The 18,648-nt window shown below is 70.8% G+C and carries 17 protein-coding genes and 1 pseudogene; 3 read left to right on the top strand and 15 right to left on the bottom strand.

Features of this window, described 5'->3' with window-relative positions; translation table 11 throughout:
- Positions 1–214 precede the first annotated feature (214 nt).
- Positions 215–880: an ATP-binding protein gene (locus FCI23_RS48200; protein ID WP_246144757.1), complete on the bottom strand. Its 666-nt coding sequence runs from the start codon at positions 878–880 to the stop codon at positions 215–217.
- Positions 881–995: 115 nt separating this feature from the next.
- Between FCI23_RS48200 and FCI23_RS57540 the strand changes: the two genes are divergently transcribed.
- Positions 996–1,331 carry a hypothetical protein gene (locus FCI23_RS57540; RefSeq protein ID WP_169317323.1) on the top strand — a complete coding sequence of 112 codons (336 nt, stop codon included), beginning with the start codon at positions 996–998 and terminating at the stop codon, positions 1,329–1,331.
- A gap of 195 nt (positions 1,332–1,526) precedes the next feature.
- On the opposite strand, the gene FCI23_RS61455 is transcribed toward FCI23_RS57540, so the two are convergent.
- From FCI23_RS61455 to FCI23_RS48170, 6 genes and pseudogenes are all read right to left on the bottom strand, one after another.
- The gene (locus FCI23_RS61455; protein WP_246144756.1) at positions 1,527–1,781 is read right to left on the bottom strand and encodes a hypothetical protein; all 255 of its coding nucleotides are present in this window, start codon (positions 1,779–1,781) and stop codon (positions 1,527–1,529) included.
- Between the two features lie 67 nt (positions 1,782–1,848).
- Positions 1,849–2,013, bottom strand: a pseudogene (locus tag FCI23_RS64345) (hypothetical protein); the annotation flags it as partial.
- A 415-nt stretch (positions 2,014–2,428) separates the two neighbouring features.
- Positions 2,429–3,283 carry an SAM-dependent methyltransferase gene (locus FCI23_RS48185; protein WP_136730344.1) on the bottom strand — a complete coding sequence of 285 codons (855 nt, stop codon included), beginning with the start codon at positions 3,281–3,283 and terminating at the stop codon, positions 2,429–2,431.
- Complete coding sequence (locus FCI23_RS48180) at positions 3,280–4,446, bottom strand: SagB/ThcOx family dehydrogenase (RefSeq protein ID WP_136730343.1); 1,167 nt, start codon at positions 4,444–4,446, stop codon at positions 3,280–3,282. Before FCI23_RS48180 ends, FCI23_RS48185 begins: the two co-directional genes overlap by 4 nt.
- A gap of 66 nt (positions 4,447–4,512) precedes the next feature.
- Positions 4,513–6,669, bottom strand: coding sequence for a TOMM precursor leader peptide-binding protein (locus tag FCI23_RS48175; RefSeq protein WP_136730342.1), 2,157 nt, complete (start codon positions 6,667–6,669; stop codon positions 4,513–4,515).
- Positions 6,670–6,762: 93 nt separating this feature from the next.
- Positions 6,763–6,867, bottom strand: a complete 105-nt coding sequence (locus FCI23_RS48170; protein ID WP_211265803.1) for an azolemycin family RiPP peptide — start codon at positions 6,865–6,867, stop codon at positions 6,763–6,765.
- A 278-nt stretch (positions 6,868–7,145) separates the two neighbouring features.
- Here FCI23_RS48170 and FCI23_RS48165 point away from each other — a divergent pair, with 278 nt between their 5' ends.
- Entirely contained in the window at positions 7,146–8,306 is a 1,161-nt protein-coding gene (locus FCI23_RS48165; protein ID WP_136730341.1) for an FAD-dependent oxidoreductase, read from the top strand.
- Between the two features lie 81 nt (positions 8,307–8,387).
- Here FCI23_RS48165 and FCI23_RS48160 read toward each other — a convergent pair whose 3' ends face one another.
- The gene (locus FCI23_RS48160; RefSeq protein WP_246144754.1) at positions 8,388–9,362 is read right to left on the bottom strand and encodes a LysR family transcriptional regulator; all 975 of its coding nucleotides are present in this window, start codon (positions 9,360–9,362) and stop codon (positions 8,388–8,390) included.
- A 92-nt stretch (positions 9,363–9,454) separates the two neighbouring features.
- Between FCI23_RS48160 and FCI23_RS48155 the strand changes: the two genes are divergently transcribed.
- Entirely contained in the window at positions 9,455–10,732 is a 1,278-nt protein-coding gene (locus FCI23_RS48155; RefSeq protein ID WP_136730339.1) for an MFS transporter, read from the top strand.
- Between the two features lie 41 nt (positions 10,733–10,773).
- Here FCI23_RS48155 and FCI23_RS48150 read toward each other — a convergent pair whose 3' ends face one another.
- From FCI23_RS48150 to FCI23_RS48120, 7 genes are all read right to left on the bottom strand, one after another.
- Complete coding sequence (locus FCI23_RS48150; RefSeq protein WP_136730338.1) at positions 10,774–11,364, bottom strand: Uma2 family endonuclease; 591 nt, start codon at positions 11,362–11,364, stop codon at positions 10,774–10,776.
- Between the two features lie 133 nt (positions 11,365–11,497).
- Positions 11,498–12,085, bottom strand: coding sequence for a Uma2 family endonuclease (locus FCI23_RS48145; protein ID WP_136730337.1), 588 nt, complete (start codon positions 12,083–12,085; stop codon positions 11,498–11,500).
- 283 nt (positions 12,086–12,368) lie between these two features.
- Positions 12,369–13,646 (bottom strand): thymidine phosphorylase, encoded by a 1,278-nt coding sequence (locus FCI23_RS48140; protein WP_136730336.1) that lies wholly within the window; start codon positions 13,644–13,646, stop codon positions 12,369–12,371.
- A 232-nt stretch (positions 13,647–13,878) separates the two neighbouring features.
- Positions 13,879–14,271, bottom strand: a complete 393-nt coding sequence (locus FCI23_RS48135; RefSeq protein WP_136730335.1) for a cytidine deaminase — start codon at positions 14,269–14,271, stop codon at positions 13,879–13,881.
- A complete protein-coding gene (locus tag FCI23_RS48130; protein ID WP_246144753.1) occupies positions 14,268–15,548 on the bottom strand; it encodes an ABC transporter permease in 1,281 nt (426 codons plus the stop codon). Before FCI23_RS48130 ends, FCI23_RS48135 begins: the two co-directional genes overlap by 4 nt.
- A complete protein-coding gene (locus FCI23_RS48125) occupies positions 15,545–16,750 on the bottom strand; it encodes an ABC transporter permease (RefSeq protein ID WP_136730334.1) in 1,206 nt (401 codons plus the stop codon). Before FCI23_RS48125 ends, FCI23_RS48130 begins: the two co-directional genes overlap by 4 nt.
- The gene (locus tag FCI23_RS48120) at positions 16,747–18,354 is read right to left on the bottom strand and encodes an ABC transporter ATP-binding protein (protein WP_136730333.1); all 1,608 of its coding nucleotides are present in this window, start codon (positions 18,352–18,354) and stop codon (positions 16,747–16,749) included. Before FCI23_RS48120 ends, FCI23_RS48125 begins: the two co-directional genes overlap by 4 nt.
- Positions 18,355–18,648 lie beyond the last annotated feature (294 nt).

Below are 18,648 nucleotides of genomic sequence, written 5' to 3'. Positions count from 1 at the left end.
GTACTTCGACCAGACCTACCAAGCCATCGCCGGCCTGGTCTCCGACCGCGCGGCCATGCGGTAATCAACCACCAGCCAACCCGCCAGGCCAGCACAGCCCGACCTCAATCGAGCACCACGTCGTAAGGGGTACGGGGACACGGGGGAAGGCAACGGGGGAACGGGGGACGAGGCGGCACCGTACGGCCGGGGGGTCTGTGCGGTGCCGCCTTCGTCATGCCTCCACGACAACCGGCGCAACCGGCGCAACCGGCGCAACCGGCTCCGGCACCCGCCCCGCGCCGCGGATCCGCTCCAGCGCCTCGCCGCGCCCGCACACATACGCGCCCAGCTCCGCGTGCCGGGCCACGATCGTCCGCTCCGCCCGCATCAGGCTCCAGCCCCGGCGCGCCAGGAACCGCACAGACTTCCGGCCCTCCCGCAGATCCCGTACGAACCGCCGCCGGGCCGTTGTCACCGCGCCCCGGCTCAGGCACAGCGCGTCCGCCAGCAGTCCGAGCTCGCGGCAGGGCGCCACGATGTCCGCCGCGAAGATGCCCTCGGCGATGAAGAGCGGCGCCCCGCCCAGGTCGACCGGCGCCGCGCCGGTGATCGAGCTGGTCGAGATCTCGTACACCGGCACCGCCGCCCGGCCGGTCGCGCACAGTTCGCGGACCGCCGCCATCGCGGCCTCGGCATTCCAGGACGCCGCCGAGTCCCAGTCGACGCTGCCATGGCTACCACCGGACATCAGCGGCAGCGTCGGATCGTCGCCCTCCTTGTAGAAGTCGTCCAGCCGCAGCACCGGCAGGCCGGTAAGGGCGGCGAGGGAGGACTTGCCGGACCCCGAAGGGCCGGTCAGCAGAATCACGCGGGCGGCGGCAGGCTGGCTGAGGCTCACGGAACACAAGTGTGACGCATTGGTCCGCCCGGGTGAGTCCCCAATACATCGCGTGGCCTCCCTGCGTTCAACTAACTACCGTACGTATCCGAATCCGGACCCCGGAAGGGCACCCATGCCGAACCGTCCCCGCACCCTGTTGCGCGCCGCCGCCGCCGCCGTCACCTCGGCCGCCGCCTTCGCCGCCGCCGGTACCGCCTCCGCCTCCGCCTCCGAAACCGACAACGGCCGCCGCACCGCCGGCGAGGAGATCCTCAACACCATCAGGTACCTGCCGGTCAATCCGCTCGCCGGGACCAACGCCAACCCGCTGGACAACTCCATCGGCTCCCAGATCGACGACTTCAAGCCGGTCTCGACCGCCGACATCACCAAGCCGGTAGCCAACAGCCGCTCCGTCGGGGACCTCCCGCTCCTCGGCGGCGCCGTCAAAACGCTCGGAGGCCATTAAGAGGCCGCGCGAATAGGTGGGGTGGAGGAAGGAGCGGGGCGAGGGGCAAGTCTGGCAAGGCGGAGGTGGGGGCACCTCCCAGCGGTAACTGGGGGAGGAGGCGACGCGGAGCGTCGTCGACCGACGACAACGCCGCCAGGCGCCGCCCATCGGCACGCGACGCCGCCCCACCTATTCGCGCGGCCTCTAACTGGCTCATCCCCGCTTTCGCGCCTTGACGGCCAAAACGATCGGACTGGGAGCACCGCTTTCAGCGAACCGTTCGAGGATCAGCCCCGCGTCGAGGAGGGCGTGCAGCAGCTCGGGCAGCGGTCGGTGAGTGCCGCCCACCTTGTCGCGCACTCCCTGGTCGGTCCGGGACGTCTTCGTCCAGTGGCCATCGAGATACCCGGGGCGGATCACCACCGCGTCCGGGTCGCCGCGGTCGGCGGACCCTACACGGGTGGACACCTATGTGCACGAAAACCCCACCAGGACGCAGGACCCGGGCTGCCTCGCGCAGCACTGCCGGGTAGCCGGGCATGTCGGTGTGGACCATCACCGCGACCGCGGCCGGGACGGAATTGTCGCGGACCGGCAGCCGTTCGGCATCGGCCTGCGCGATCGGGAGCGCATTCCAGGCGCGGGCCGGTTCGCTGGCGGGAGCGGTGGTCTCGATGCTCCTGCCGAAGGCGCGCGGCATCCCGTCGACGCGGGGATGGCTCCTGAAGGCTGCCGGGATGGACAGGGCCGTCGTGACAGCGGCCAGGGCGAGCCGGGCGGTAACGAGGGCGCGGTCGCGCTGCATGGAGGTGCGTAGCAGGGCGAGGCTGCGGTGTGCGTGGGCTTCGGCCCGCGCGTGGTCGCCGAGGCTCAGGTAGGCGGATACGGCGAGCCCTTCGATTTCCCCCTGGTCGCAGACGGCGGTCAGCCACACGGGCCGGTACGCGCCTGGATCGGCGCCGCCGAGCGCGTCGTGGGCGTGGCCGAGGGCGCGTTGCACCGCTGTGACGTTGCCGGTCGTGCCGTAGACAGCGGCGTACCGGGCGTGGTCGCGCGTCCGGCACGCATCCCCCGGATGCCCTCGGGGCATCCGGGGTGGACCACCCCACCGAACGCTAGCCGGACCCGCACCGGGTGCCCGTGAGCAGCCAGCCGCCCGTGTCGCCCGCTTCGCGCAGCAGTGGCAGATACGGAGCCAGCCGCTCGGCGGCGTACGGCAAGCTCGCGGGATCGGGCTGCTCCATGCGCCAGCCGCGCTCGGCCCACCATGGGCCGGGGTCCCGCAGCGACCAGCGCCAGGGAGCTCCGTCGGCGGACAGGGCGTCGCGGCAGGAGCGCAGACAGCTCAGCCGGCCTTGGGACGTCGCGGTCTCGACGCCCACCCTGCTGCCCGGGGGCGAGTGCTCGCCCATGGTGCGTACGACGGCGTCGGCTTCGTCGGGCTCGAGGTAGGCCAACAAGCCCTCGCACAGCCACGCGGTCCGCCGTGCCGGGTCGAATCCGGACGCGGTCAGGGCGTCGGCCCAGGCCTCCCGCAGGTCGGCGGCGACAGTGACCCGGCGTGCGGAGGCCGGGACGCGGCCGGCCACCACGCGGTTCTTGAAGTCGAGAAGGTCGGGCAGGTCCACCTCGAAGACGTCCACCCGCTCGGGCCAGGGCAGCCGGAAGGCCCGCGTGTCGAGCCCCGCGCCGAGCAGGACGACCTGGGGACAGCCGCCGCGCACCGCCTCGATGAGATAGTCGTCGAAGTACCGGGTCCGCACGGCCACTCCGGCGTGCAGGAAGGCCCGCGCCTCCGCGTCGCCCGGCGGCGGGCCCTGCGGCCCCGCCGCGGTGACGAACTCGGCGGCCCATGGATCGATGGCACAGGGGTTGGGGGCAAGGCTCTCGTCGGCCCGCATTTCCGCCGTCCACACGGCTGTCCGGCAGACGGTGGGAAGCGGCTGCGGCTCGCTGTCGGCGGCTGTCATGGCTGCTGCGGCTCCCCCGTCGTGGCCACGGGCACCAACCGGCTCGCCGCCGGGGTGGCCGCGGGCAGGCCGAGGGCCATATTGCCCACATGGATCAGCCGGTCCCGGTAGGGGTGCAGGAACGACGGCGTCATGGGCGCCTCGACCCGCCCGGTCAGGCAGGTGGCAAGGCCGATGTCGGTGCCTACCAGGCTCAGCGTCTGCATCAGACAGCCGGTGTCGCGGTAGATCAGGCTCAGCGTCATGCCCTCGTATTTCCAGCCGGTGCGATACGCGCAGGAGGTGAGGTACAGGCTGGCCGGCGGGAGCTGGTCCTGCTCCATCGGCACGCACAGCGTGCGCCGCTGAAGGTCGGCCAACTCCTCGTCCCACGGCGCCAGGCGCTCCAACGCGTGGCCGAAGGGATCGTAGTGGTAGGCGCCCGCGGCGAGCCCGGCCACGTCCCGGGCGACCAGATACAGCTCCAGGCTGTGGCGGGCGCCGCCGGAGGGTGCGGCGCGGTGCGTCTGCTCGTACTTCAGTGGCGGGAGGTATCCGCGCACGCGGGCCGTGCGGGCGAAGAACGCGGCCAGCAGCGGCAGGGGCACCGGGCTGGAATCGTACTGACGGATGCTGTGCCGGTCGGCGAGGACCTGGTCCAGCGGCCGACTCGGGGCCGCGACGCCCTCGGGCAGCGGGATCCGCTCCAGGGCTTCGGCATGGAGCAGCCGGGCCGGCGGCGGGTCACCGCGCCGGGGAGCGGGCACCGGGGACCGGCTCGCCTGGGCGTGCACGGCGAGCTCGTACGGGGTCCAGCCGGTGCTCTGCGGCGCGCCTCCGGACACCGGCCCGCCGCCGGTCCCGTCGCCGTGCGCCGGCTGCCCTGCCTCCGGCGCGTCGGGGGCCGGTCCGCCGTCGCCCGGAGCGGCTCGGCGGACGATCCCGGCCCCGGCCAGCTGCTCCAGCAGGCGCCGGACCTCCTCCTCGGGCCGGGAGGACGACGCCCAGGCGCCGTGCACATCCCGGGCGCTGCGGGGGTGGTCCAGCAAGGAGAGCAGGTCGAGCAGCGCCGGCTTGACGGAGAACTTCCGCCAGGAGCCGCAGTCCACCAGCACGAGCTTGCCGTTCTCTCCCCACTCCACGAGCGTGTCCCGGTGCCGCCGGTACAGGGTCTGACGAGTCATGGTGGTGTTCTTCTCCTGTCTGCCGTGCCGTTGTCTGCCGTGCCGTTGCCCCTTGCTCGCGGCCGCTCAGCCGAGGGGCAGCGGATAGGGGTTGAGTTCGTCCTCGGTGAGCGGGGCGGCGCGCAAGCCCATCCGCACCGGTGCCTCGTACAGGCGCCTTCCGCCGCGCCGGTGGAAGTCGCGCCGCAGGGTGATGGGGCACAGGCCGGGCACGACGCTTCTGACCACGCGCACGCCGCACTCCGCCACATCGACCGGCGTGATGTCGACGGCGATCGGTTCGTAGCCCCGCGCGGACAGCCGCCGGACCACCTCGTCGACCGCGGCCTCGGGCGAGGCCGGGGCGGGCCGCTGGGCGGGCAGGGGCCGCAGCGGGCCCTCGTCCCAGAACGGCACGAGGGACAGCCGCCCGGGGGCGCAGTAGTAGGTGTAGAAGTCGGGCCGGTCCAGCCGGATCTGGTCCACGTCGGGGATGCTCCGCTCGGCCAGCCAGGTCTGGAGGCCGGTCCGGCACAGGTCGGCCTCCTCCAGCGCGCCGAGGAGGGCCTCGTGGAGGTCGAGGTCGGCCCGGGTGGCGTGCGCCACCACCGGCCGGTCGGCCGGGCCCTCGACGTACCGGACGAAGACCGCGGGAATTCCGAGTTCGGTGGTGAGGTCCTTGCAGGTCACCTGGACACCTGCGGCGGACAGCCGCTCGACGACCGCTGCGGCCGGCCCGGCGGTCAGCTCGCGAAGGTCCAGGGTGGGCAGCGCCAGGCGGTTCTCCCAGAAGATGGAGACGGAGTCGCGCTCGACGACTTCCAGCAGGCCGCCGAGCATGGCGTGGTGCAGGCCGCTCCCGGCCGCGAGACCGGTGGAGATGGGGTCGGTCAGCCGCTCCTCGCGGCGCGGGAACCGGTAGGGGACGTACACCACGCAAGCGGGTACGTACCGGGTCCGGCCCGTGGTCAGCGACCGGCCCTCGACCCAGTCCAGCTCTAGGTCGGGGTCGAACCGGGCGAGGTGGGGAAGCGAGGCATATTCCTTTTCCGAGGCCAGCGGCAGGCTCCGCGGGTCCACCGCGGCGGCACCGAGCGCGCGGAAGGACGCGCGGATCAGTCGGTCCGGGTCGTAGACCCCGGCCGCGTAGCGCTCCATGGACTCGCCGACGGCGCACACCCGGGCGAGCGTCGGGTCGTATTTGACGGCGCCGCCGGACGCGTCGGCCCGCACCGGCGAGAACCAGGTCGTCGTCGGGTGGCCGGCGGTCAGCACATGGGTGGTCGAGGTGCCCGGCTCACGGTGTGGATCCCTCACCCGGAGCTCGGCCACCAGGCCGGTCAGCGGGTCCACGGCCCGGCGCATCCGCTCCCAGCTCGACTCGGGGTCGACGGCCGACCGCTCCGGCGGCTCGGGGGGCGCCGTCACGGCGGCACAGGCCGGGCACAGCGGTGTATGGAGCACGGGGTGGCGCGTGTTGACGAGCGTGGCGTGGTCGACCTCCAGGAGCTCGGCCGGACCGCGCGGGCCCTGGGTGAGGACCGACATGGCCTGGTGGGCGAGCACGGCGGCCGCGATGGCCGTGGTGGGCCAGCGGTCGCTGTCCGCCGCGCCGTACAGCACGTCCAGCGGGAGGTCCGCGATGGGCTGCCAGACGTGGTTGGCGCGCAGTCGGCGCACCAGGCACACCGGGCAGGCGGTGCGCGGGGGGTCCAGTACGGCGAAGAGCAGCCGGGTGGGCGAGCTCAGATAGGTGAGGATCGGCACCTGGTCGTCCAGGGACAGCTCGGTCCACCGCCGTAGCAGGGTCTCGTCCCCGTGCAGCGGCAGCACCAGCGTCCCGGGAGCCGACGGGCCGTGAGCGGGGGCCTGTACGACCTCGACCTCGGCCCCGGCCTGCCGCAGCCGCTCGGCGACGCTGTTCGGCAGCGGGCCCTCGCCGACCACGACCGCCGGACGGGCGGCGGGGAGATGACCCGTGCCGTACAGGGGGTGGCTCAGCGGAGCGTCGGCGGCGGAACGCACGAGCGTGCGGGCCCGCAGGCCCGCGATGACGTCGTCGGGGAGGAATTCGAGGCCGATGTCCCCCTCGGACTCGCTCAGCTCCGGATTCCGCTGGGGAATGCGCAGCGTTCCCGTGCTGGAGCAGATGTACACATGGCCGGCGCGATTGATGAATCGAACATCAGGCCGCGAGACGAGCCGGACGGATTCCCTCGGCGACGTGCCGGATTGCGCGTTCACACGGATCCATTCTCGGTGAGAGCCGACTGTCGGTTCACGAGTGGGAGGTGTTTTCCGGCCCGGGGTTCGAGGCCGGAAAACACCCGGGCACCACTAGATTTCCTCGTTCTCCCCGTCAATCTTGACGGTGCAGCTGCAGACGACAACGGCCTCCGGCTCCGGAATGGCCATTTCCTCGAACAGATCGTTTTCGGTCACTGAGCGGACCTCCTATCAGAATAGATGTGGATACGATATCCCGAACTGGGGCAGGGCAACAGAATGTCCGGCCCCACCGCTATGAAAAGGCTGCCGCACGGCGCCTGTCAAGAAGTTACCGGGCGAGAAAACCCCAAAAGGTGAATGCTCATCAGATATAAAGCCATACGGAATTCAGAGCGCATGAACCGAGTGTTCCGGCCAACCGGGCGTGTCGTCGCGTGGAATGCTAAATGTGACAGGTGACAGGGCATCAGGCTCTGTGGGGAGGGGAGTTCATGTACGACGTGATCGTGGTGGGGGGCCGGTGCGCGGGCGCCGCCACCGCCCTGCTCCTCGCCCGCCGGGGACACCGGGTCCTCCTCCTGGAGCGCGCCCGCTTCCCCAGGGACACCCTCTCCACGCTCTACATCCACCAGCCGGGCGTGGACCGGCTGGCCCGCTGGGGGCTGCTGGACGAGGTGCGCGCCACCGGCTGCCCGCTCCTGCGCCGCGTCTCCCTCAGCGGCCCCGGTCTGCGCCTGGAGGGCCCGGCACCGGCCTGGGGCGCGGCCGGAGGGGGCCTCGCGCCCCGGCGGCACGCCCTGGACACGATCCTGGCCCGGGCGGCGGCGCGGGCGGGAGCGGACTTCCGCGACGGCTGCTCGGTCACGGGGCTGCTGTGGGATGGGGACACGGTGGCCGGGGTCCGGTACAGGACCCCGGGTGGCGGCACGGACGATGCGCGGGCCCGGCTCGTGGTGGGCGCCGACGGGCGGAACTCCTCCGTGGCCCGGCTGGTGGGCGCCCCGTATCTGCGCGAGGACGGGCGGCTGACCCTCGCCCTCTACACGTACTGGAGCGGGCTCCCCGGTGACGGGCTGGGGCTGTATTCGGCCCTGGGCGCCGCCGCCGCCCTGGTGCCCACACAGGACGGTCTCACGCTGGTCAATGTGCAACTCCCCCGCGACACCCCGGGCCTCACGCGGGACAACGCGCGCCACGCCTATCTGGCCGGCGCGTTGCGCGCCTGCGCGGACCTGGCGGAGCCGCTCGCCGCCGGCCGGCAGGAGGACCGGCTGTTCCGGTGCACGGACCTGCCCAACTTCTTCCGCCGGGCCTACGGACCGGGGTGGGCCCTGGTCGGGGACGCGGGCCACCACAAGGATCCGGCCAGTGCCCAGGGGATCAGCGACGCGTTCGCCCAGGCGGAGCTGCTCGCCGGGTGCCTGGCGGAGACGATCGGCGATCCGGCCCTCATGGAGAAGGCGCTGCGGCAGTACGCCGAGGAGCGCGACCGGCGGTGGACTCCGCCGTACGAGTTCAACCTGGGGGTGGCCAGGCTCACGCCCACGGAGAGCCATCTGGCGGTGCTGCGGCAGGGCGAGACGGACCCGCTGTTCCGGGACCAGGTCTTCCGCGCCCTCGCCGGCATCCCGGCCGAGGTGCCTCCCGCATGAAGCAGTACGGCCTGCCCGTGATCAGCGCACGTGACACCGCCATGATCGAGGCGGTCGGCGGCGGGAAGCGGCACGCGTGGCTCACGGCAGCAGTTGGTCCCTGCGGTCGAGCAGGAACCGTTTGAAGGCGGCCACCGGCGGTGTGTCCGGGTGGCCGTCCAGCCAGGCCACGCCGATCTCGCGCACCGCGCGCTGGCCGGTGACGGTCAGCTCGGCCACGCCGGGGCGGGGCACGGCCGGGGGCGGCAGGAGGGCGACGCCGAGGCCGGCCGCGACCAGGCCGCGCAGCGTTTCGGCCTCCTCGCCCTCGAAGGCGATTTTCGGGGTGAAGCCCGCCTCGGCGCAGAGGGCGTCGGTGATGCGGCGCAGCCCGAAGCCCGGTTCGAGGGTGACGAAGAGGTCGCCGGCCGCATCCGCGAGGCGGACCCGCTTGCGGGCGGCGAGCCGGTGGTCGGCCGGTACGACGAGGTGGAGCCGTTGGACGTCCATGCGCCGGGCGACGAGGTCGGCGGCGTCGGGGACCGGGGAGGTGAGGCAGAGGTCGAGTTCGCCGGCGCGGAGCCGTTCCAACATGGCCTCGCCGTAGGTCTGGACGAGCTGGAACTGGACGCGGGGGTGGTCGGCGCGGAAGGCACGGAGCAGGGCCGGGACGGTCTCCGTACCGAGGGTGTGCAGGAAGCCGAAGGCGACCCGGCCGCTTTCGGGGTCGGCGTCCGCCCGTACGGTTTCGGCGGAGCGCTCGACTTCGGCGAGGGCGCGTTCGGCGGAGCGCAGGAACGTACGCCCGGCGGGGGTGAGCGCTACGGTGCGGCCCCGGCGGGCGAAGAGCGTTACTCCCAGGTCGGCTTCGAGCCGGACCATGGCGCGGCTGATCGTCGACTGCGGCACACCGAGCTGCTGGGCGGCGCGGGTGACGTGCTCGTGGCGGGCCACGGCGGCGAACTGGGCGAGGCGCGGGGCGAGGACGGTCGCCCAGGACGCCGGCTCCAGTTCCGCTGATTTCAGGCTGCTTCTGGTCCCGTTTCTGTTGCTGTTTCTGTTGCCGGATGGTGACATTGCCTGCGATGACCTGTGTTCATGCTCCACGGGATCGATTATCTCGATTCTGTGCATTGGACGCATCAAAAGCGGAGTCCTAAATTTATGGCATGCCTTCTGCCGATACAGGGGCGTCCGCCGTGATCCGCGCGGGTGCCTCCATCCCAGCGTCCCAGTCGTCGAAGCTGAGCCCCGGCGACCCCGGTCACCGCCGCGCGCTGCTCGCGCTCTTCGCCGCGGGCATGGCGACCTTCGTTCTGCTCTACTCCACGCAGGCACTGCTCCCGGCGATCTCCGCGGGCCTCGCGCTCACCCCCGCGCAGGCCAGCCTCACCGTCTCGGCCACGACCGCCGCCCTGGCCGTCGCGCTGCTGCCGATGAGCGCGCTGAGCGAGCGGTACGGGCGTACGGCGGTTATGACGGCATCGGTGTTCAGCTCCTCCGCGATCGCGCTGGCCATCCCGTTCGCGCCCAACCTGACCACCCTCGTCGCCCTGCGCGCCGTCCAGGGCGTGGCGCTGGCCGGACTGCCCGCAACCGCCATGGCGTACCTGGCCGAGGAGGTCCATCCCAAGGCCGTCGCCTCGGCCATCGGGATCTACGTCGCGGGCAACAGCATCGGCGGCATGAGCGGCCGTATCCTCACCGGCGTCATAGCCCAGGCCTGGGGCTGGCGGGTCGCCCTCGGCGCCGTCGGCCTCATGGCGCTGGCCTCCGCGGTCGCCTTCCGGCTGCTGGTGCCCGCCGCCCGCCATTTCCGGCGCGGCCCGATCAACCCGGCCGCCCTGTGGCGCACCGTCACCGGGCACCTGGGCAATCCGCTGCTCCGGCGGCTCTACGTCATCGGTCTGCTCTTCATGAGCGTATTCGGCGCCGTCTACACCGTCCTGGGCTACCGTCTGGCCGCTGAGCCCTTCGACCTCTCGCAGAGTGCCCTCGGCCTCATCTTCCTCGTCTACCTGGTCGGCACCGCCGCCTCCGCCGCCTCCGGCACGCTGCATGCCCGCCTCGGCCGCCGTGGCGCGTTGTACATCGCCGTCGCGCTGACGACCGCCGGCCTGCTGGTGACCCTCTTCAACTCGCTCACGGCCGTCATCTTCGGCCTGATCCTCGTCACCGGCGGGTTCTTCACCGGCCACTCGGTCGCTTCCAGCGCGGTCAGCCGTACCGCGACCACCGGGCGCGCCCAGGCCAGCGCGCTGTATCTGACCGCCTACTACATCGGCAGCAGCCTCGGCGGCACCGTCGGTGCCTCCGCCTTCCACTCCGCCGGCTGGGGCGGCACGGTGGCGGTCTGCCTGGCGGCGCTGGTGGGCGCGGCCGGCATCACCCTGTACGCGACCCGGCGTGCGGTGGCCGAGCGGCGCGTGATGCTCGCGGCGCGCTGAGGGCTCCTCGCCGTGAACGGCGCACGCCACGCCGCGCGTTGTCAGCTGCCAGGGAAGATCCCGGTGTCGATCGTGAGGTCGAAGGGCTCCGGCAGGTGGATCTCTTCGCCGTACTTCACATTGTCAAGCACGTGATACATGCCGCCCTTGGGCTCGCCGTACAGCGTTGCCGTCGGCCTGCCGGAATGCCACGGATCAAGCAGCAGGTAGAGCGGAACTTCGGCGGTCGCGTACCCGCGCAGCTTCTCGACACGGTCATGGTTGGCATTCCTGCGCGAGGTGATCTCGACGACCAGTTCGGCTTCGCTCAGCGGCACATGATGTCCCGGACGCTCCAATGTCGCGCGGGGCATCACCGCCAGATCCGGGATGTACAGCCCCTGACGTTCCGGGACGGAGACCCCCTGAGTCTGATAGATCCCCCAGTCGTCCGGAATGACCTTGTACAGCAGCCTCTGCAGTAGCTCCGCAGTGTTGTTGTGATCGTTGGCGGGCGGTGGCGCCACGGTGATGATCCCCTCGATGATCTCCACCTTGCAGCCCTCCGGCCAGTCCATCTCCTCCCAGAAACGGACGAGCTCGTCCCAGCCGTTGCCGTTCTCGGGCTCGTGCTCGACGCTGAGTGCGCTCATGGTGTACTCCTCATTCGGTACATCACCGATCCCAGCATGCCGAACGCGACCGGCGTGCGTCCATCGGTCCCGTTCACCCGAATGAGGAAGCCGCAAGTCAGGCGATGTGCTCCAGCACTGCCTGCGTCCCCCGTCACCTGACGGGGAACGTCCCGGTGTCGATGTCGAGGCCGAACGGTTCGGGAAGAGTCAGCTTCTCGCCGTACTCAACCGCTTGGAGCGTACGGTACGTGCCGTTGTCCGGCTGGCCGTACAGAACGGCGGTGGGCTTGTCGGAGTGCCAGGGATCCAGCAGCAGGTACAGCGGGACTCCGGCGGTCGCGTACCCACGCAGCTTTTTGACACGGTCGTTGTTGGCGTTGCTGCGCGACGTGATCTCGACGACGAGTTTTGCTTCGTCTGCGGATACCCGCCGTCCTTGGCGGAGCAGCGACCTTGGGACCACCGCGAGGTCGGGGATATAGATGCCCGAACTCGGCTGGGCGAGCAACCCTAGTGTCTGGTAGATGCCGCAGCCCTCCGGCATCTTTGCGTACAGCTGGCACAGTAGAAGTTCAGCCGTGTCGTTGTGCTCCTCGGATGGTGCTGGCGGCACGGTGACGATCCCCTCGATGATCTCCACCTTGCGGCCCTCCGGCGCGTCCGTCTCCTCCCAGATCCGGACGAGCTCGTCCCAGCCGTAGCCGTTGCCCGGCTCGTGCTCGACGCTGAGTGCGCTCATGGTGTACTCCTCATTCGGTACATCACCGATCCCAGCATGCCGAACGGGACCGGGGGCGTCCATCGGTCCCGTTCGGCCGAATGAGGAAGCCGCACCATGAGGGCCATTGCCTCACGCTGACGGTGCCGCCCTTCGGGCGTCTCACGCCCAAAGATCCCCCGGTCGGGTGAAGACCGGCCGCATCCCTTTCGGGGCACGGAGCTGGGCCAGAACGCCGGTCTCATCGATCTGCTGACCGGGCTGTCCTGACGGCCACCCCCGTGACGGGCACCCAGGAGGCGGCTCAGGCGATACGGTCCAGCACGATCGGCCGGAACCCGTAGGTCGTGCCGACGGCCGAGATGTCGATGACGCCTTCGAGGGAGGCCAGGGCGTAGTCGAACTTCTCCGGGGTGTCGGTGTGGAGGGTGAGCAGGGGCTCGCCCTCCTTGACGGGGTCGCCGGGTTTGGCGTGGATCTCGATACCGGCGCCGAACTGGACCGGGTCCTCCTTGCGGGCCCGGCCGGCGCCGAGGCGCCAGGCGGCGACGCCGACGCCGTAGGCGTCCAGACGGGTCAGGACGCCGGTGGCGGCGGCGGTGACGACATGCCGTTCGCGGGCGACGGGGAGCGCCGCGTCGGGGTCGCCGCCCTGGGCGGAGATCATGCGGCGCCAGACATCCATCGCGGAGCCGTCGCGCAGGGCCTTCGCCGGGTCGGCGTCCTTGAGCCCGGCGGCGTCGAGCATTTCGCGGGCCAGCGCGAGGGTGAGCTCGACGACGTCGGCGGGGCCGCCGCCCGCCAGCACCTCCACCGACTCGCGGACTTCGAGGGCGTTGCCGGCGGTGAGCCCGAGGGGGGTGGACATGTCGGTGAGCAGGGCGACCGTCCTCACCCCGTGGTCGGTGCCCAGGCCGACCATGGTGGAGGCGAGCTCACGTGCGTCGTCGAGGTTCTTCATGAAGGCGCCGCTGCCGACCTTGACGTCGAGCACCAGGGAACCGGTGCCCTCGGCGATCTTCTTGGACATGATGGACGAGGCGATCAGCGGGATCGCCTCGACGGTGCCGGTGACGTCCCGGAGGGCGTAGAGCTTCTTGTCTGCGGGGGCGAGGCCGTCACCGGCGGCGCAGATCACCGCGCCGGTGGAGCTCAGGACGTCGAGCATCTCCTCGCCGGAGAGCTGGGCCCGCCAGCCGGGGATGGACTCCAGCTTGTCGAGCGTGCCGCCGGTATGGCCGAGACCGCGCCCGGACAGCTGCGGTACGGCGGCGCCGCAGGCGGCGACGAGGGGCGCGAGCGGCAGGGTGATCTTGTCGCCGACGCCGCCGGTGGAGTGTTTGTCGGCGGTGGGGCGGGGCAGCGACGAGAAGTCCATCCGTTCGCCGCTGGCGATCATCGCGGCGGTCCAGCGGGCGATTTCAGCGCGGTCCATGCCGTTGAGCAGGATCGCCATGGCGAGGGCCGACATCTGCTCGTCGGCGACGTCGCCCTTCGTGTAGGCGTCGATGACCCAGTCGATCTGGGCGTCGCTGAGGCGGCCACGGTCGCGTTTGGTGGTGATGACGGAGATGACATCCATGGGTGCGATTCCTTAGGGCTCAGGTATTGGGGGCGGTCGGCGGGTCCGGGCGCCTGCGGCGGGCGTCTCCCCTGGCCCTCCCCCGGCTACCGCTGGGAGGTGCCCCCCATCGCCCTGCGGAACGCCTGCCCACAACGTCCGCAAAATCCAGCCCGTCCGGCGTTTGACGACTGGGGGTCCCTCCCACGCCCGCAGGGCGTAGGGGGCGGGTCCGGGGCGGAGCCCCGGCGGCTCACCGGTTGACCAGGTCCTCCGGACCGAACGCGTCCGGCAGGACGTCCCGCATCGTGCGCACGCCGCCCGCCATCTCGACCAGCAGCTCCGGGCCACCGTGCTCCCAGAGCAGCTGACGGCAGCGGCCGCACGGCATCAGCAGATTCCCCGCCCGGTCCACACATGTGAAGGCGACCAGCCGGCCGCCCCCCGTGGCGTGCAGCGTGGAGACCAGGCCGCATTCGGCGCACAGGCCGAGCCCGTAGCTGGCGTTCTCCACATTGCAGCCGGTGATGATCCGCCCGTCGTCGACCAGTGCCGCCACGCCGACGGGGAAGTGCGAGTACGGAACATAGGCCCGGGACATCGCGTCGCGGGCCTGCGTCCGCAACGACTCCCAGTCGACTTTCATTTGCCCTGCCCCTTCCGGTACGGGAGGCCGTCCGCCTTGGGCATGCGCAGCCGCTGTGCGGACAGCGCGAGCACCAGCAAGGTGACGATGTACGGGGTGGACTCTACGAGCTCCGGCGGCATCGAGTCCGTAAGGGCGTACCAGACCATCATCACTGCCGCGAAGCCGGCGCTGACGCCCGCCGCGATCCAGCGCCTGCCGTACGCCTTCCAGGCCGTCATGGCGATGAGCAGCAGGGCGACCAGGAGCAGCAGGGCGTGGACGGTCGGGCCGCCGTTGCGGAGCTGGAGGCTGTCGGAGTAGCCGAAGAGGCCGGCGCCGAGGGCGAGGCCGCCGGGGCGCCAGTTGCCGAAGATCATGGCGGCGAGGCCGATGTAGCCACGGCCGTTGGTCTGGCCGGCGTTGTAGATGTGCACGCTGATGGCGAGGAAGGCGCCGCCGAAGCCGGCGAGGGCGCCGGAGACGATGACGGCCACGTATTTGTACGTGTAGACGTTGACGCCCAGTGACTCGGCGGCTATCGGGTTCTCGCCGCAGGAGCGCAGCCGCAGGCCGAACGGGGTCTTCCAGAGCACGTAGAAGGTGCCGACGAAGAGCAGGACCGCGATGACGGTGAGCCAGGATACGTCTGTCACCAGGCCGCCGAGGATGCCGGCGATGTCGGAGACGAGGAACCAGTGGTGTTGCTCGACGGTGAGCAGCCAGTGGGACAGGCCGGGCACGGTGAAGGACTGGATGTCGTTGACCGGCGGGGACTGCTTGGGGTTGCCGCCCTTGGCGGCGGCCTCGCCCGAGTTGAACCAGCGCTTGGCGAGGTAGGCGGTCGCGCCCAGCGCGAGGATGTTGATGGCGACGCCGGAGATGATGTGGTCGACGCCGAAGGTGACGGTGACCACCGCGTGGAGCAGGCCGCCGAGTGCGCCGCCGAGGACACCGGCGAGGACACCGACCCAGGGGTTGGTCTGCCAGCCCGCCCAGGCGCCGAAGAAGGTGCCCAGGATCATCATGCCTTCGAGGCCGATGTTGACCACGCCTGCCCGCTCGGACCACAGGCCGCCGAGACCGGCGAGGGCGATCGGTACGGCCGAGGCGACGGCGCCGGCGATCTGGCCGGCGGAGGTGACGTCGTTGGCGCCGGTGATGACGCGGACCAGGGAGACGACGATCAGCGCCCCCGCGACGATCAGCATGATCACCGGGTAGGAGAGGCGGGTGGCGGCGCCGCTCCTGCCGCCGGTCGCGGCCTTGGTGGCCGTGGGTGTTGCCGTGGTGCTCACGCCGTCACCTCCGTCTTGACGTTGCGGGCCTGGGCGGCGAGCTGTTCGCCGACCTGTCGTTGCTGGCGCTTGATTCCGTAGCGTCGTACGAGTTCGTAGGCGATGACGACGCAGAGCACTATGACGCCCTGCATGACGCCGACGATCTCCTTGTCGTAGTCATTGATCTCCAGCGCCTGGCTGGTGACCTCCAGGAAGGCCCACAGCAGTGCGGACACCGCTACGCCGACCGGGTTGTTGCGGCCGAGCAGGGCGATGGCGATGCCGGTGAAGCCGATGCCGGCCGGGAAGTCGGTGCTGTACTGGTGCGCGTCGTTGAGGAGCGTCGGCATGCCGATGAGGCCGGCCAGGCCGCCGGAGAGCACCATGCTGGTGACGATCATGCGCTTGACGTTGACGCCGCCGGCCTCGGCGGCGGACTCGGACATGCCGACGGTGCGCAGGTCGAAGCCGAAGCGGGTGCGGGCCAGGACGAACCAGTAGCCGATGCCGACGAGGACAGCGATCACGATGAAGCCGTAGATATCGCCCTTGTCCGGCCCCAGGTTGAAGTTGAAGAGCTGGCCGGAGGAGGGGATCTCCTTGGTGGAGATCGTGTTCTGCTGCTTGTGGAGCACGGCCAGCCGGCCGTCCTGCAGGAAATAACCGATGACCGAGCCACCGATGGCGTTGAGCATGATGGTCGTGATGACCTCGCTGACGCCGCGGGTCACCTTGAGGACGCCCGCGATGGCGGCCCACGCCCCGCCTACGAGCACGGCGACGATGATGATCAGCGGGATCTGGAGGATGGCGGGCAGGTTGACCGCGCCGCCGACGACGGCGGCGAAGAATGCCGCGAGCCGGTACTGGCCGTCCACTCCGATGTTGAAGAGATTCATCCGGAAGCCGATGGCCACCGCGATCCCGGCGAGGTAGTAGGTGGTCGCCTTGTTGATGATGGCGACCTGGATGTCGGAGTGGGTCCCGTTGGTGAACATGATGTTGAAGGCGTCGAACGGCTGCTTGCCGGTCGCGGCCAGCACCAGTGCGGTGACCAGGAACGCGGCGACGATCGCGAGTACGGGTGCGGCTATCGCGAGGAGCAGCCGGTCCTTGTCGAGCTTCTTCGCCAGGCCCGGCCGGGCGGCGGTGTCCTCCTGTTCGGGCCGCGGGCCGTTCTTCGGGTTCTCGTTCTTCGGGTTCTCGTCGGGCTTGTTCATCGGTCCTCTCCCCCAAGGGCCTTGTCCCCGGCGGCATGATGCTCTAGGTGGCCGGTACTGGCGCCGGTCATGGCGGTGCCCAGCTCCTCGGGGGTGATGGTGGCGGGGTCGGCGTCCGCCACCAGGCGGCCGCGGTACATGACGCGCAGGGTGTCGGACAGGCCGATCAGCTCGTCCAGGTCGGCGGAGATCAGCAGCACGGCGAGGCCCTCGCGGCGGGCCTCACGGATCTGGTCCCAGATCTGCGCCTGGGCGCCGACGTCCACACCCCGGGTGGGATGCGCGGCGATCAGCAGCTTCGGACGGTGGCTCATCTCCCGGCCGACGATCAGCTTCTGCTGGTTGCCGCCGGAGAGCGACGCCGCGGTGACCTCGATACCGGGGGTGCGGACGTCGTACTCGTGCACTATCCGCTCGGTGTCGCGGCGGGCGGCGGCCGGGTCCAGGAAGGCGCCCTTGCTGTTGGGCTTCTCCGTGACATGGCCGAGGATACGGTTCTCCCACAGCGGGGCTTCCAGCAGCAGCCCGTGCCGGTGGCGGTCCTCGGGGATGTAGCCGACGCCGGCTTCGCGGCGCTTGCGGGTGAGTGCATGGGTGATATCGGTGTCGGCGAGAGCGACCGTGCCGCCGTCCGGGGAGCGGATGCCCATGATGGCCTCGACCAGCTCGGCCTGGCCGTTGCCCTCGACCCCGGCGATGCCGAGGACCTCGCCTTTGTGGATGGTGAGGGAGATCTGGTCCAGTACGGTTCGCTCGATGCCGTCCGGGTCGACGGCGCTGAGGTGCAGTCCCTCGACGGTGAGCATCGGGGTGTCGGTGACGGTGGACTCGCGGGTCTCCGGCGACGGCAGCTCGCTGCCGACCATCAGCTCGGCGAGCTGCTTGGCGCTGGTGTTCGCCGGGTCGGCGTTGCCGACCGTGGTGCCGCGCCGGATGACGGTGATCTCGTCGGCGACGGAGAGGACCTCGCCCAGCTTGTGCGAGATGAAGATGACGGTCAGGCCCTCGGCCTTGAGCCCGCGCAGGTTGTCGAAGAGCGCGTCGACCTCCTGCGGTACCAGGACCGCGGTCGGCTCGTCCAGGATGAGGGTGCGGGCGCCCCGGTAGAGGACCTTGAGGATCTCCACGCGCTGGCGTTCGGCGACGCCGAGGTCCTCGACGAGGGCATCGGGGCGGACCCCGAGGCCGTAGACGTCGGAGATCTCCTTGATCTTGGCGCGGGCCCTGCCGCCGATCCCGTACAGCTTCTCGCCGCCGAGGACGACATTCTCCAGGACGCTGAAATTGTCGGCGAGCATGAAGTGCTGGTGCACCATGCCGATGCCGCGGGCGATGGCGTCGCCCGGGTCGTGGAAGACGACCTGTTCGCCGTCGACGGTGATGGTGCCCTCGTCCGGCTTCTGCATACCGTAAAGGATCTTCATCAGGGTGGACTTGCCGGCGCCGTTCTCTCCCACGAGGGCATGCACGGTGCCGCGCCGCACGGTGATGTCGATGTCGTGGTTGGCCACGACTCCGGGGAATCGCTTGGTGATGCCGCGGAGCTCCACGGCATGGGGGCCGGAACCGGAGGGGTCGGGACTGGGACTGCTGGACGCGTTGATGGCGCACTCTCCTCGCGGGAAGGAGCTGGGGCGGGCGGGGGTGAAAGTATCGCGGGGCTCAGAACGCTACGCGCGTAGTGCCGCTCTGATCCAGAGGCGGGAGGCAAAGGAACCGCACAAGATCGAGGGGCCCGGCGGGTGAGAGGCCGCGCGAATAGGTGGGGCGGCGTCGCGGGCCGATGGCTCTCGCCTGGCGGCGTTGTCGTCGGTCGACGACGCTCCGCGTCGCCTCCTCCCCCAGCTACCGCTGGGAGGTGCCCCCACCTCCGCCTTGCCAGACTCGGCCCTCGACCC

Origin of the sequence: Actinacidiphila oryziradicis (assembly GCF_005047355.1) — a bacterium.
In the GTDB taxonomy this organism is placed as follows: Bacteria; Actinomycetota; Actinomycetes; order Streptomycetales; family Streptomycetaceae; genus Actinacidiphila; species Actinacidiphila oryziradicis.
The sequence above is the reverse complement of the archived record's forward strand: the minus strand, read 5'-3'. Positions and strand labels throughout refer to the sequence as shown.